This is a genomic window from Buttiauxella selenatireducens, assembly GCF_031432975.1.
Lineage (GTDB): Bacteria > Pseudomonadota > Gammaproteobacteria > Enterobacterales > Enterobacteriaceae > Buttiauxella > Buttiauxella selenatireducens.
The window spans coordinates 2,054,556-2,068,669 of record NZ_CP133838.1; the positions used below are offsets into that span (position 1 = coordinate 2,054,556).

Genomic DNA, 14,114 nt, shown 5'->3' on the forward strand with positions numbered 1-14,114 from the left:
CGACAAATGGGTTCCGTAGTATTGAAAAATGTCTGTAAATCATATGGCGATGTGCACGTCATCAAAGATGTCTCGTTGACGATCCCGGACGGGGAGTTCTGTGTGTTGGTTGGCCCAAGTGGCTGCGGTAAATCAACGCTGCTGCGCATGATTGCCGGACTTGAAGAGATAACCGGTGGGCAGGTTGCTATCAATGAGAAGGACGTGACTGACGTCGAGCCAAAGCTGCGCGATATCGCGATGGTATTCCAGAGTTATGCGCTCTATCCGCAGATGACCGTGCGCGAAAATATGGGCTTTGCACTCAAAATGGCGAAGCTGCCGAAGGCGGAAATCAGCCAAAAAGTGGAGGGTGCCGCAGAACTGCTGGGATTAGGTGTGCTTCTGGATCGCTTACCGAAAGATCTTTCCGGCGGCCAGCGCCAGCGTGTGGCGATGGGGCGTGCCATCGTGCGCAATCCGCAAGTATTCTTGTTCGATGAGCCGCTCTCTAACCTTGATGCAAAATTGCGTACTCAGGTGCGTGGGGAAATCCGTGAACTGCATCGTCGCCTGAAAACCACGTCTGTTTACGTGACGCACGACCAAATCGAAGCAATGACCATGGGGCAGATGATTGTTGTGCTACGGGAAGGGCGCATTGAACAGGTGGGCAGCCCGCTGGAGTTGTATGACCGTCCCGCCAATTTGTTCGTGGCCGGGTTTATCGGCTCACCGGAAATCAATCAGCTAAAAGGTGAAGTGACGCTACATAACGGCGAGATGATGTTACGCCTCGCCGACGGCTCGCTGTTAAGCTTGCCACCGGGCATACAGGTGAAGCCGCAGCAAAACGTGGTTTATGCGATTCGCCCAGAGCAGGTCAATGTAGTCAGTGAAACGGAACAGAGTGGGGCGCTAAAAGCGACTATCACCGCCATCGAAAATACCGGTTCTGATATGCAGTTGTTCTGTAACACAGGAGGCGGTTCATTCACCTCGGTGTTTAAACAGCGCTTAAATGTTAAGGAAGGCGAAACGGTATGGCTGCAACCCAGGGTGACCGGTATTCACATTTTTGATGCTGAAAGCGGGCAACGTATCGCGTGCCAGTAAGGAGCAATAAATGAAGTTGTATACTCTCGATGTGGCGTGTCTTGAAAATGCCCGCCGTGGCTTACAGCAGCCTTTTTCTCCTTTACAACTGGCGCTGGGGCAACTGGTCAGCGAGGCGGATAAACTCCGTGGCCAGCCCACAGAAAGCGTGGTGCATAAAAAATTGCGCCCGGTGAGTGGTGATCCGCATGATTACTACAGCCTGGGAACATACTGGTGGCCTAACCCGCGCAGGCCAAACGGCCTGCCCTATATTCGCCGCGACGGGCATACCAACCCGCAATGTCAAAATAACGATACCGACACCACGCGCATTATTCGCATGTGTGAACGTAGCCTGACATTAGGCCTTGCCTGGTATTTTACCGGTGAGCGTAAATATGCTCAGGCTGCGGCGGAACAAATCAAGTGCTGGTTCCTTGATGAACAGACGCGCATGAATCCGCACCTGAACTACGGTCAGGCCATTCCTGGCATTGTTTCTGGCCGTGGTACGGGGCTTATTGATACACGTCTGTTATGGATGGTGATTGATACGGTGGGTTTGATTAGCGGGGCAGGTGTACTGGACACCGACGACATTATCGGTTTGCACCAGTGGTTCAGGGACTTTAACCACTGGATGTATTACAGCGATGTCGGTCACTCTGAATATGTCTGGCATAACAACCACGGCACCTGGTATGACGCGCAGCGTGCGGCTAATGCCCTGTTTTATGGTGATAAAGGGTTGGTCGCGCGCATTATCCAGCAGGGGATAACGCAACGTATGGCGGCGCAAATCGACCAGGAAGGTAAACAGACCATGGAACTGGAACGCCCGGTGCCGTTCCACTATTCCTTGTTTAACCTCGAAGCGCATTTGTTGTTAAATCGCTACGCAGAACATGTCGAGTTTGATCGCTGGAATGCGGTGCAGGATGGGCGAAGTGTGAAACTCGGTATCGATTATCTGATGCCGTTTATCGCCGACCCAGATTTATGGCCGTATAGCGATTTACAAGGCATCGTCTGGGATAGCGCTTTGCGTATTTTGTTGCAATCGATACGAGGGCTTCCAAAAGAGGCGACACGCTATAAAACGGTGCTGACCAGCTTCCCGGAAAATACCTTGAGTATGCGTGAACAACTGATGTGGTGTGCGTAGAACAACGCTTAAACAGAGGTCGGGCACGCCCGACCCTAAGGGGCTTAATGTTGCTGATGATTGACGAGATTCGTTAAATGCTCATCGGTCTGGGTCATACACAGGCCGGCTTTATGGGCGCTACGTACTTCGTCGAGAATAGTCGTCAGCAACACGCCTTCTTCTTGTTGCTCCCGATCGACTGTTTTAAGGAAGGTGAGTGTAGGGTAATCTTTCAGGTCGGTCGCTTCAGCGGTGAGTTTCGATAGGGTAACGCAACGTTGGCGATGATCCTCCAGTGTTTGTTCAAACAGCATTTCTAAAGAGTTGCATTCACAGTGTTGAGTATCAATTGCGCCAACAATGGGGGTGCCACCTGCTTGCTTCATGAAATTAAATACGCGCATCATTTGCGTCACATTACTTTGTGCCTGGCCCCTTAAGAAATTCGCGGTGCCGGTTAAACTCTTTTCTGAGCACCAGGCGCTGAGTCGCAAATAAAGGTTAGAGGAACAAAAATCACGGTTTATCTGTAAGTTAAGTCTTTGGACCATTCCGGAATTGGTCATAATATTTTCCTTTTTGACGTGACACATCAGTTAAGCCTGGAATAAAAGCCGTGCCAGAATTCCAATAACGGTGAAGGAAAGGGTTTTCTATAATTATCAGATAAAACAACAGCATCGCATTCATTATATTTTCATCGGGCAGCGTCATGAATGCATTAATAAAAATAATACCTCTTTTGGGTTATCTATGGAATTGTTAATTTTGCTGTTTTAACTCTAATTTTCAAAGTGATTCACTATGAAATAATAAAAAACAAAACAAAAAATAACTTTCATGCCGGAATTATAAATATGGACAATTAAATATAATGACGAGAATTGTGATTGGTCTCGTAATAGCAAAATATCAAATAGATACTTTATTGTGTTAGATCATATTTTCAACTCATCGGATAATTTCGCTCGCGACTGCTTTCTGTACTGCAACGGGGTCTGGTTCATCATCTTCTTGAAACAGGTTATGAAATACGTGACCTCAATAAACCCCACTTCTTGTGCGATGGCGTCAATGCTTAACGGGGAAGTGCGCAACAGGTCGCAACTTTTCTTGAGGCGCCGGGTTAACAAATATTCATGAATGCTGCCCCCGGTCTGCTGGCGGAAAATACGTGAAGTGTAGCTACGCGATAAGCCGACAGACTGTGCCAGTTCATCCAGTGAAAATTTGCCGCTGTAATTATTCTCCACCCATTGCATGATGCGTGATGAAACCGTTTGTTGTTGCGGGATAAATTCCTGCGGCTGTGCGGGCAGGAAGGCCATTATCTGCATCACCATCAATGCAACCTCACTGGCCGTTGAGTGGGCTGTCTGGTCCAGTTTGTCGAACTTACTGAGGATCACCTCCATAAATTCTGCCTGCTCGCTCAAATCATAAATCTGAGCGGGAACATGACTGGCGGCGAGGGCTGAAAACTGCGCCTGCTGGCGCGGGAAAGCTTGCAGAATGCCGATCACCGATGAATGCTCGATGTGCATGGCGGTACGGTGATACTGATTTTTGTCACTGGCCTCGACATGCACTTTGTGTAAGCGGAATGGCGGGAAGATGAACAGTCGGCCCGGTCGCGCGGTGTAATGCTGATTATCCACTACAACAATTCCATATCCTTTTGAAATATAGAGAAATTCAACACACTGGTGCCAGTGGTAATACTGTGCGCTGGATGCCTGCAAACGATGAAATGAGATAACCTGGCTATCGAGCGTAATTCGCTCCATTAATTGTGCTTCACTCATTTCCCCTCCAGGACAATAGATTTAAGTTTTTACGCCATCATTTGTAATTTATTCACTCGCTAAAAAGAAAATGCCAGCAAAATTGAAATGGCGGTTTATTTTTGTGATGTGGCTCACTCTGAGTCGGGATTAAAAGCGACTACTCTGTGCATCAACGCGAAGTATTAGCGCTTAGAAAATATGGATAACAATAACTTACAAAATTCTCGTGTTTGACGGGAGGGTATCTTGCAACCTAAAAACATCACACTAAACAATCGCCTGGAAAGCAGGGGCGATCTCCAAAAACTGGTCAATGAGTTATTGAATGCCGTTTCGCCATTCTTTAAAAAAGACGCCAGTCGGGTTGACCTTGCAAATTTCACAGCACATTACGGCCAGCAGATTGCCAATATGGAAACCTTCTCGCGTTTGCTGTGGGGTGTCACTCCATTACTGGCGGGTGGGCATGAGCCTGAGCATTTCTCTTTCTATATTCAGGCGATTAAAAACGGCACTAACCCGGAACACGCGGATTACTGGGGCGAAGTTGACCCTTGCGACCAGCGCATTGTGGAGATGGCCGCTTACGGCTTGTTGCTGGCGGTCGCTCATAAACCGCTGCTGGCGCACTTCAATGAACAAGAAAAGCAGCATCTTTGGCAGTGGTTAAAGCAAAGTGAAAACCAGGCGATTCCAGATAACAACTGGCATTTCTTCCCGATTCTGGTGCAGGTCGGTTTTCATCATTGCGACATGCCGACCAATGCCGATGCGCTGGAAACGCATTTTGCCGCGATGGAGCGCTATTACCTTGGCGATGGCTGGTATTCAGACGGTCCTGGGCGTCCGCGCGATTACTATATCTCGATGGGCTTCCATTTCTATGGGCTGATCTACGCCAAATTAATGGCAGATGTGGACCCTGAGCGCTGCAAAAAACTTCGTGAACGTGCGGCTCTGTTTGCCACCGATTTTATCCATTTCTTTGCTGACGATGGTTCCGCCATTCCCTTTGGCCGCAGCATGACCTATCGCTTCGCGCAGGCAGCATTCTGGAGTGCAGCCGCGTTTGCTGGGCTTGAAGTCTTCGAGCCGGGCGTGGTGAAGGGCATTGTGATGCGCCATTTGCGCTGGTGGCTGCAACAACCGATGTTCGACAGAGATGGGGTGCTGAGTGTCGGTTACAGCTATCCAAACCTGATCATGGCTGAAGATTACAATGCGCCAGGCTCTCCGTACTGGGGGCTTAAAATCATGTTGGTCATGGCGTTAGGCGAAGAAGATGCATTCTGGCAGGCGCAAGAATTGCCGCTGCCACCGTTTGATGCGCACCATAGCATTCCTCATGCTGCGCAAATTCTGGTTCATCAGCCTAACCATTTATGGATGCTGACATCCGGGCAGCTTGAGCTGAACAACTTCGTTAATACCGAAGCCAAATACTGCAAATTTGCCTACTCCACACGCTACGGTTTCACCATTGAACGTGGCCGTTACGGGCTTAATCATGCCGCGCCAGATTCGATGCTGCTGCTTTCGGAGAAAGACGATTACTGGCGTGGACGTCGCGATTGCGAGAGCGTCACCACCGCCGAGGGCATGATTTACAGCCGTTGGCAGCCGTGGAGTGATGTGACTATCGACACCTGGTTGTTGCCATTGGGCGACTGGCAAGTGCGCGTCCACCACCTCAAAACTGCGCGTGAACTGGATGCCGTCGAAGGCGGGTTTAGTGTGCCTAACCGTCCACTGCCACAGATCCAGGCAGCACAGGCGGTATGTCAGGTGACAACGCATGATGATATTAGCGCCGTTTATTGCTTAAGCCCGCAACCTCGTCGCGGCGAGCAGGTTGTGACACCACCAAACAGCAACCTGTTGTTTGCTGAACGGGCCGCTATTCCGTTGCTACGCGGTGAATTGACTGTCGGGACGCACATACTGATCAGCGCCGTTTGGGCGGGTGATGCGAGCGCGTTTGACCCACATTCATGCCCACAAGCCGAGATCCGCGAGGGTGTGGTCAGCGTGGTGATGGGCAGTCATGAAAAGCACATTACGTTACATAAATTGCCGTGATGATTCAGGAGAAACATCAATGAACACGTCGTCACTCACGCGTACCGCTCAAATAAAAATGAGCAGCTTTATTTTTCTCTACTTCTTTACCTGGTCTTCAAGCTTCGGGCTGTATGCCCTGTGGCTGAGCCAAAAAGTCGGTTTGGACAGCATTACCATCGGTAGCGTTTTTGCCATCAACGGTGTCTTTGCCGTCATGATGAAGCCCGTCTACGGCTACATCATGGACAAAATTGGCATGAGCAAGTGGCTGTTGTACGGTGTTTGCGCCGTATCGGCACTGATGGCTCCGTTCTTTACCTTCGTCTATCAGCCGTTATTACTCTCTCACACCATGGTGGGGATCTTCATTGGTGCAATCTACCTGAGCCTGGGGTGGTATGCCGGTGTGGCCGCGTCCGAATCCTATGCTGACCGCTTTAGCCGCCTGTATGGTCTTGAGTTTGGCCGCATTCGTATGTGGGGCTCGCTTGGCTGGGCAATGGCTGCTTCGGTTTCCGGTTTACTGTTCAACTACACGCCGCTGGCAAACTTCCTCGTCAGTAGTACGACTTCAGTCCTGATGCTGCTGGTGTTGGTTAGCCTCAAGATTGGTGATGAGCAACTGCGTAATAACAACATCATTTCATCGAACAAAATTGTGTTTACCGATGTGCTGATGCTGATGAAGAACAGCAAGTTCTGGATGTTCAGCCTGTATGTCGCGGGTGTGGCATGGATGATGTTTATCGCCGAACAGCAATTCCCACGCTATTTCGTTTCATTCTTTGAAACCAAAGAGCAGGGTAATGCCTGGTACGGTTACCTGAGCACCGTACAGTCCGGCACGGAATTTGTGATGATGATGTTCATCCCGCTGCTGGTAAACCATTACGGCGCCAAAAAAGGCCTGTTGTTCTGCGGCATTGTGGTCGGCGCACGCCTGATTGCTTCTGGCCTGGCAACGGATCCACTGGTTATTTCGATTATCAAACCGTTATACGGTATTGAGATCTCACTGCTGCTTATCTCGGTATTCAAATACATTGCGGAGCATTTCGATAAGAAAATCAACGCCACCATGTATTTGCTGGGTTACCAGGCAATGCTCTACGTCGGCTCTGTGGTTGTGGCGCCGCCAGCAGGCTACCTGTACGACAAAATTGGCTTCGGGAACACCTACTTAATCATGGGAAGCTGTGCCCTGGTATTCACGTTCATCTCTGCTTTCACACTGTCTCGTTGTCAGTCAAAACGCGATGAATCCAGCTTTCTTAAACCCGCTTTAAATTCTGCTCCGGTAGAACCCGCTAAATAAAATGTCAGGAGAAGTTATGACCCATATTAATGTCACTGAAAAAGTCGTGACCGAGGCACTGCGCCCGATTGAATTGCACCAGGTTGACCGTCTGGCATTGAATCGCAAACTGGATGCTGCTTTACAGAGCGTCACCAAAAAACTGGATAAAAATATCGTCGCATTCGGTGACAAATTCCCGAATGAAAACTGTGAAGGCGGAAAATGGCAGCCTTCCGATAACGTTGAGTGGACCACCAGTTTTTGGACTGGCCAGCTGTGGCTTGCCTGGGAGATGACCGGGGATGATAAATACCGTCAGGCTGCCGAACGTTATCTGCCTTCGTATGCTGAACGCATCGAAAACCGTATCGATACCGCGACCCATGACCTGGGCTTCCTGTATACGCTGTCTTGCGTTAATGCCTGGCGCTTAACCGGCAATGAAGAAGCTCGTCAAACGGCGCTGCATGCGGCTGACGTATTAATGGAGCGTTACAATTCGGTGGCCAAAATCATTCAGGCGTGGGGTGATTTGAATGATCCAGAACAACAGGGCCGGATGATTATTGACTGTAATATGAACCTCCCGCTGCTTTATTGGGCAAGCCAGCAAACCGGTGATGCGCGTTATGCGGAAGCGGCAACGGCGCACTCACAGCAGGCTGCGAAGTATATCGTCCGTCCGGATGCGTCCACCTTCCACACCTTCTATATGGATGTGAATACCGGCGAACCACGCTTTGGCAATACACACCAGGGTTTCAGTGACAGCTCGTGCTGGTCGCGTGGGCAGGCGTGGGGCATTTATGGCTTCATGCTGAGCTACCTGTATACCGGCGACAAGAGCATGGTGGAGTTGAGCCGTAAGCTTGCCCACTACTTCATCAACCGTTTGCCAGAAGATGATGTTTGTCACTGGGATCTGGCGTTGCTGGGGACCGACGCGGTTCGCGATAGCTCTGCTGCGGCGATTACGGCGTGTGGTTTGCTTGAGCTGATTAAAGCGTTGCCAGTGCAAGACGAGCATCGCGCCCATTACGAAGAGATGGCGCTGCGTATCATCGAGTCACTGACCGATAACTATCTGGCGCGTGACGACGAAGCGTGTGAGGGGCTGCTGAAACACTCGGTTTATCACATGGCTAGCGGCAAAGGCGTTGATGAATGCTGTAGCTGGGGAGACTATTTCTACCTTGAAGCACTGACACGCGTGCGCCAGGTATGGAATCTTTACTGGTAAATATTTCGCCCCCGCGGTCATGCGGGGGCAACATGGAGAGTCGAGATGAAAACCGTTGCAGTCCTGTTGGCCCCTGGTTTTGAAGAAGGGGAAGCCATTGTCACTATTGATATTTTACGTCGCCTGAAAATTGAAGTGCGCACACTGTCATGCGTGGATACCCGTGCAGTGGTCAGTTACCATGACATTCCGATGGTTGCGGATGCCGCCTTAAGTGAATGTTTTGATGAAACCTTTGATGCGGTGGTATTGCCAGGCGGCCCGGCAGGCAGCGTCTTTTTGGCGGGCAGTGAGAGTGTGATTGCCTTCGTGCGCCGTCATGACGAACTGGGCAAATTCATCTGCCCAATTTGTTCCGCAGCGGCGCGCGTACTGGGCGGTAATGGTTTGCTGAAAGGCCGCCGTTATGTCTGTTCCGGTGATTTATGGCAGCAGGTCACCGACGGGGAATATGTCGACGCCGACGTGGTTGAAGACGGTAACCTGATTAGCGGCAGAGGACTGGGTAAAGTATTTGATTTTGCCCTGACCGTGGCAGCTCGACTGGAAGGTGATGAAGCCCCAGCACGTGACCACGCGGATCATATTTATTATCCTTGGTAACAGGCCCAGAACACTGGCGGGAAAGCGCAAGGCTTTACCCGCCTTTCTGTAACTTGAATTATTTTAGCTATAGATCTTAATTTAAAAAACTTTGCAGAAGTTACCTCAGACTCTGTACAGTTTTTAAAATATACGGTCCATCCATAAACTATAACTACTTGTCCCCGCAGTACAATGTTCCCAACTTATTGACTCATACACAAAGGATACTGTTTCCTCAGGTAATCCTTTGTTGTCATTAATTACATGGGGAGTATTGATATGTAAGTCACATATGTGAGCTTCAGTGAGTTTAATAGTATAATATAACTCATTGATTCCAAATTGATTGACCCTATACATTGAAAACTCGCAGGTTAATGTTTCGTTGTCGGTGATTGCTTTACCCAATAGTGGTGAGGATTTATCAATTGGTTTTTTTATTGTCAACATTTGATGATTCACGTTATCGATACGTGTTAAGCGATGATTTAATTCATATACCATAATTTGATCCAGGTGAGCAATCTGTGCTCTATTGCCGATCGAATCAAGTGAAGAACAGCCTGCCGAGATCAATCCCTGATTCTTTCCATTTAATTTCAGGTAAGTTAAATTTGCCATATATTCTCCGTGGTTTATTCTTATTCCAGCATGTGGCATACGACGAGATTAGTATCAGTTGTGAATTATAATTGTGGTTTCATTTTGCATTGATGATATTTCTACTTTCATATGTGGTCTATGATTTTTTTTGCGCTTTTTATGACTAAAAGTCAATTTTTATTACCTTGTTTTATGTAATGTGGGAATCAGTATTAATAGTGGGTTGTATATGTTTTTTAACTGAATTTGTTTGTGGTATTTACTTCATCAATAGTTAGAAGAGATATATTGGATGTCGTTGCAATAAAAAGTGGAAAATAAATGATAGCGTGTGAGTTAAATTATAATGACCGAGAGCCAGATGGAGCATTAAGGTTGAAATGTGCTGGTGTAGGTATGTTCCCTGTTTTCTCCGGACTTGATGCTTTTAAAGATGTGCTCGAATTTTCTCGCAGGAAAAATGGGCCGATCCCATTAGGTAAATATTGGATAGTCGATAGACCTAAAGGTGGAGTATATTCAAGAATCAGGCAATTAGAAAAAGAGTTTAGAACCGGGAATGATTATGACAAATGGTTTGCATTGTTCAAACAAGATAGCGTGATGGATGATTATACATTTGTTGATCTCTTTCAACGAGGAAACTTTAGATTACATCCATTAAGACCCGATGGAACAGGGGGGTCTGATGGCTGCATAACTTTTTATAATCAGGTTGACTTCAATACGCTAAGGGAGGCTTTACTAAATACATCGCAACGGGTCGTTGGTCATTCTGGCGTTGTAGCTTATGGCGAAATTAATGTGATAGGGATTTCTCGTGTGTAATAAATATTATTGGGTTCATAATTTCATATGGGTTTTGTTGTCCCCGATTCCTTTATTCATTACTTTTGTGATGTTAGAGTTAGATATGAATTTTTTGAGTATATTTCCGGAAATGAATGTAATTTTTAGTCGGTGTCTGGATTTAGCTCTGTCAGTTGTTTGCCAAATATTGCTTTTTTGGCTACTCATAAAATACATCCTGAAATCAGCAGAAAGTACATTTAAGTTTGGTTCGATTTATTTTTGTGTGTTCTATCTCTTCCTTGGCGGATTTGCTTTATCAGATGTAATCATTTTCACCAAAGAATTGATTGAGTGTTTTTTGCGAAGCCTCGGCGGCTACTCAGTTGATTCTGGTCTTGAACATTTTGAAAAACAGAAACAGTTAAGAGATTTTATTTTAATCTCGGGGTTCTTTGTAATAGACACTGTTACCTCCAGTTGTATTGTTCTTATTATCAAGTTCCTGAATATTATCCCAACATCTTCTCATTTATCCAGACGCTAAGGATTGATCTGGAATGGGGAGCCAAAAAGATCACTCAACCCAGCGGTGATCACCCGGTCTGTTTTGGTGCCGGGTAAAACGTTGTACGGCATCTGCTTTTTTTATGGATAAATCAGCTAACCTCTCGGCTATTTGTCCTACATATCTTTCGGTTTTTATGTCTTTAATAGCTGAATACATGCACGGTTTTACTGTATTTCTGCTGTGTGATTCGGCTCTCCTATGGATTATTAATTTCCCGCTACAACTACTTCAGCCCAGAAAGTAAAAGCCCACACGGCTAATGGCTTGTTTTAACTAAACCTTACCCTACAGATAATAAAATCGAGCTGGAGTACACATGCACAAATTTACTAAAGCGCTGGCGGCCCTTGGCATCGCTGCGGTTATGTCACAATCCGCTATTGCAGAAACCATGAAGCTCGGTTTTCTGGTTAAACAGCCAGAAGAACCGTGGTTCCAGACCGAGTGGAAGTTTGCCGATAAAGCGGGGAAAGATCTCGGTTTTGAAGTGATTAAGATTGCGGTTCCAGATGGTGAGAAAACGCTGAACGCCATCGACAGCCTGGCCGCCAGTGGCGCGAAAGGCTTTGTGATTTGCACCCCAGATCCGAAACTCGGCTCCGCGATTGTTGCTAAAGCAAAAAGCTACGACATGAAAGTGATTGCCGTGGATGACCAATTCGTGACCGCCAAAGGTGCGCCGATGGAAACCGTGCCGTTAGTGATGATGGCAGCAACCAAAATCGGTGAACGTCAGGGGCAAGAACTGTACAAAGAGATGCAAAAACGTGGCTGGGACGTGAAAGAGTCAGCGGTCATGGCGATTACAGCGGATGAGCTCGACACGGCACGTCGCCGCACTTCTGGCTCGATGGACGCCCTGAAAGCCGCCGGTTTCCCGGAAAAACAAATCTATAAAGTGCCGACCAAATCTAACGACATCCCTGGGGCATTCGATGCAGCAAACTCAATGCTGGTACAACATCCAGAAGTGAAACACTGGCTGATTGTCGGCATGAATGACAACACCGTACTGGGCGGCGTGCGCGCCACAGAAGGGCAGGGCTTTAAAGCGCCGGATGTGATTGGCGTCGGTATCAACGGTGTTGATGCGGTAAGCGAACTGTCGAAAGCTCAGGCGACCGGTTTCTACGGCTCGCTGCTGCCAAGCCCGGACGTTCACGGTTATAAGAGCAGCGAAATGCTCTACAACTGGGTGACGAAAGGCGCTGAACCACCGAAATTCACCGAAGTGACCGACGTGGTGCTGATCACGCGTGACAACTTTAAAGAAGAGCTGGCGAAAAAAGGCCTCGGCGGTAAGTAATCCCCGGAAATGCGGTGGATGACACTGTGTTTATCCACTCTACAAGCCCGAACCGTAGAGTGGATAAATGTTAGTGCCATCCACCCTCCGGTGGTCAGTCGTTCAACCCTGGGTAAAGCAAAGGGTCAATCATGCAACAGCACACTCCGTATCTCTCTTTTCGTGGTATAGGCAAAACCTTCCCCGGCGTGAAAGCTTTACAGGACATCAGTTTCGACTGCTATGCCGGGCAAGTTCACGCTCTGATGGGGGAGAATGGCGCAGGAAAATCAACGCTTCTGAAGATCCTCAGCGGGAACTACGCGCCGAGTGAAGGCAGCATCGTCCTGCGTGGCGAAGAGGTCACTTTTGCCGATACGCCCGCCGCACTCAATGCTGGCGTGGCGATTATTTATCAGGAACTCCACCTGATACCGGAAATGTCGGTCGCCGAAAATATTTACCTCGGGCAACTGCCGCATAAAGCCGGTTTTGTGAACCGTTCGCTATTGAATTACGAAGCGAAATTGCAGCTTGAGCATCTTGGGCTGGATATTGACCCGACCACACCGCTCAAATATTTGTCCATCGGCCAGTGGCAGATGGTGGAAATCGCCAAGGCACTGGCGCGCAATGCAAAAGTGATCGCCTTCGATGAGCCGACCAGTTCTCTGTCGCGCCGTGAAATCGACAACTTGTTCCGCGTGATTCGTGAATTGCGTGCCGAAGGCCGTGTCATTCTCTACGTTTCGCATCGTATGGAAGAAATTTTCGCCCTCAGCGACGCGATTACCGTGTTCAAAGATGGGCGTTACGTACGCACGTTTGATGATATGGAGCAGGTCAATCATGACTCGCTGGTGCAGGCGATGGTCGGGCGCGATCTGGGTGATATTTACGGCTGGAAACCGCGTGAGCATGGCGCTGAGCGCTTGCGACTTGTGGACGTAAAAGCCCCTGGTGTACGCACTCCCATTTCGCTTACGGTCCGCCGTGGTGAAATCGTTGGGTTGTTTGGTCTGGTGGGCGCTGGGCGAAGTGAATTAATGAAGGGGATGTTTGGCGGCACGCGCATCACTGACGGCAGCGTGCAGATTGATGGCGAGGTGATAAACATCAACAAACCCGCCGACGCGATTCGTGCTGGCATGATGCTGTGCCCGGAAGACCGTAAAGCGGATGGCATCATTCCGGTGCACTCGGTGCGCGACAATATCAACATCAGTGCGCGGCGCAAGCATATCAGTGCAGGTTGCCTGATTAATAACCGCTGGGAAGCGGATAACGCGGCGTCACACATTCGTTCCCTGAATATCAAAACCCCTTCAGCGGAACAACTGATCATGAATCTTTCCGGCGGTAACCAGCAAAAAGCGATTTTAGGACGCTGGCTGTCAGAGGAGATGAAAGTGATTTTGCTTGATGAGCCTACACGCGGCATCGACGTTGGTGCTAAACACGAAATCTATAACGTCATTTATGCCCTGGCTGAACAAGGTGTAGCAGTGCTGTTTGCATCAAGCGATTTGCCTGAAGTGTTAGGACTTGCCGATCGCATCATTGTGATGCGCGAAGGGGAAATAGCCGGTGAATTGCACCATGGCGAAGCCAATGAACAGCAAGCACTGAGTCTCGCGATGCCTAAAACCAGCGCATCTGCTGCATGAGTAAG

The 14,114-nt window shown here is 48.5% G+C and carries 12 protein-coding genes; 9 read left to right on the plus strand and 3 right to left on the minus strand.

Annotated features, from left to right (window positions below; all coding sequences use genetic code 11):
• The first annotated feature begins 6 nt into the window (after nucleotides 1-6).
• Complete coding sequence (locus RHD99_RS09495; RefSeq protein WP_309878564.1) at nucleotides 7-1,095, plus strand: ABC transporter ATP-binding protein; 1,089 nt, start codon at nucleotides 7-9, stop codon at nucleotides 1,093-1,095.
• Between the two features lie 10 nt (nucleotides 1,096-1,105).
• The gene (locus tag RHD99_RS09500; RefSeq protein WP_309878565.1) at nucleotides 1,106-2,242 is read left to right on the plus strand and encodes an alginate lyase family protein; all 1,137 of its coding nucleotides are present in this window, start codon (nucleotides 1,106-1,108) and stop codon (nucleotides 2,240-2,242) included.
• Nucleotides 2,243-2,286: 44 nt separating this feature from the next.
• Here RHD99_RS09500 and RHD99_RS09505 read toward each other — a convergent pair whose 3' ends face one another.
• Both RHD99_RS09505 and RHD99_RS09510 read right to left on the minus strand, forming a co-directional pair.
• Nucleotides 2,287-2,790, minus strand: a complete 504-nt coding sequence (locus RHD99_RS09505) for a non-heme ferritin-like protein (RefSeq protein WP_183269627.1) — start codon at nucleotides 2,788-2,790, stop codon at nucleotides 2,287-2,289.
• A 372-nt stretch (nucleotides 2,791-3,162) separates the two neighbouring features.
• Entirely contained in the window at nucleotides 3,163-4,029 is an 867-nt protein-coding gene (locus RHD99_RS09510; protein WP_309878567.1) for an AraC family transcriptional regulator, read from the minus strand.
• Between the two features lie 228 nt (nucleotides 4,030-4,257).
• Between RHD99_RS09510 and RHD99_RS09515 the strand changes: the two genes are divergently transcribed.
• Genes RHD99_RS09515 through RHD99_RS09530 form a run of 4 tightly spaced genes read left to right on the plus strand, consistent with a single transcriptional unit; the run spans nucleotide 4,258 to nucleotide 9,212 of the window.
• Nucleotides 4,258-6,090 carry a DUF2264 domain-containing protein gene (locus RHD99_RS09515; RefSeq protein WP_309878568.1) on the plus strand — a complete coding sequence of 611 codons (1,833 nt, stop codon included), beginning with the start codon at nucleotides 4,258-4,260 and terminating at the stop codon, nucleotides 6,088-6,090.
• 19 nt (nucleotides 6,091-6,109) lie between these two features.
• Complete coding sequence (locus RHD99_RS09520; RefSeq protein WP_309878569.1) at nucleotides 6,110-7,387, plus strand: oligosaccharide MFS transporter; 1,278 nt, start codon at nucleotides 6,110-6,112, stop codon at nucleotides 7,385-7,387.
• A gap of 16 nt (nucleotides 7,388-7,403) precedes the next feature.
• Nucleotides 7,404-8,609: a glycoside hydrolase family 88 protein gene (locus tag RHD99_RS09525; RefSeq protein WP_309878570.1), complete on the plus strand. Its 1,206-nt coding sequence runs from the start codon at nucleotides 7,404-7,406 to the stop codon at nucleotides 8,607-8,609.
• A 45-nt stretch (nucleotides 8,610-8,654) separates the two neighbouring features.
• Complete coding sequence (locus tag RHD99_RS09530) at nucleotides 8,655-9,212, plus strand: DJ-1 family glyoxalase III (RefSeq protein ID WP_309878571.1); 558 nt, start codon at nucleotides 8,655-8,657, stop codon at nucleotides 9,210-9,212.
• 123 nt (nucleotides 9,213-9,335) lie between these two features.
• Here RHD99_RS09530 and RHD99_RS09535 read toward each other — a convergent pair whose 3' ends face one another.
• Nucleotides 9,336-9,815 (minus strand): Hcp family type VI secretion system effector, encoded by a 480-nt coding sequence (locus RHD99_RS09535; protein WP_309878572.1) that lies wholly within the window; start codon nucleotides 9,813-9,815, stop codon nucleotides 9,336-9,338.
• A 303-nt stretch (nucleotides 9,816-10,118) separates the two neighbouring features.
• Between RHD99_RS09535 and RHD99_RS09540 the strand changes: the two genes are divergently transcribed.
• The 3 genes from RHD99_RS09540 to araG all read left to right on the plus strand — a co-directional run bounded on the left by RHD99_RS09540 (nucleotide 10,119) and on the right by araG (nucleotide 14,109).
• On the plus strand, nucleotides 10,119-10,625 hold the full coding sequence (locus RHD99_RS09540) for a DUF2778 domain-containing protein (RefSeq protein WP_309878573.1): 507 nt from the start codon (nucleotides 10,119-10,121) through the stop codon (nucleotides 10,623-10,625).
• Nucleotides 10,626-11,473: 848 nt separating this feature from the next.
• Entirely contained in the window at nucleotides 11,474-12,463 is a 990-nt protein-coding gene (locus RHD99_RS09545; RefSeq protein ID WP_183269621.1) for an arabinose ABC transporter substrate-binding protein, read from the plus strand.
• Between the two features lie 131 nt (nucleotides 12,464-12,594).
• Entirely contained in the window at nucleotides 12,595-14,109 is a 1,515-nt protein-coding gene (araG, locus tag RHD99_RS09550) for an L-arabinose ABC transporter ATP-binding protein AraG (protein WP_309878574.1), read from the plus strand.
• Nucleotides 14,110-14,114 lie beyond the last annotated feature (5 nt).

Excerpts from the sequence above, each read along its gene's own strand:
- RHD99_RS09495 (WP_309878564.1), top strand. The coding sequence starts at position 7 with ATGGGTTCCGTAGTATTGAAAAATGTCTGTAAATCATATGGCGATGTG.
- RHD99_RS09500 (WP_309878565.1), top strand. The coding sequence starts at position 1,106 with ATGAAGTTGTATACTCTCGATGTGGCGTGTCTTGAAAATGCCCGCCGT.
- RHD99_RS09505 (WP_183269627.1), bottom strand. The coding sequence starts at position 2,790 with ATGACCAATTCCGGAATGGTCCAAAGACTTAACTTACAGATAAACCGT.
- RHD99_RS09510 (WP_309878567.1), bottom strand. The coding sequence starts at position 4,029 with ATGAGTGAAGCACAATTAATGGAGCGAATTACGCTCGATAGCCAGGTT.
- RHD99_RS09520 (WP_309878569.1), top strand. The coding sequence starts at position 6,110 with ATGAACACGTCGTCACTCACGCGTACCGCTCAAATAAAAATGAGCAGC.
- RHD99_RS09525 (WP_309878570.1), top strand. The coding sequence starts at position 7,404 with ATGACCCATATTAATGTCACTGAAAAAGTCGTGACCGAGGCACTGCGC.
- RHD99_RS09530 (WP_309878571.1), top strand. The coding sequence starts at position 8,655 with ATGAAAACCGTTGCAGTCCTGTTGGCCCCTGGTTTTGAAGAAGGGGAA.
- RHD99_RS09535 (WP_309878572.1), bottom strand. The coding sequence starts at position 9,815 with ATGGCAAATTTAACTTACCTGAAATTAAATGGAAAGAATCAGGGATTG.
- RHD99_RS09540 (WP_309878573.1), top strand. The coding sequence starts at position 10,119 with ATGATAGCGTGTGAGTTAAATTATAATGACCGAGAGCCAGATGGAGCA.
- RHD99_RS09545 (WP_183269621.1), top strand. The coding sequence starts at position 11,474 with ATGCACAAATTTACTAAAGCGCTGGCGGCCCTTGGCATCGCTGCGGTT.
- araG (WP_309878574.1), top strand. The coding sequence starts at position 12,595 with ATGCAACAGCACACTCCGTATCTCTCTTTTCGTGGTATAGGCAAAACC.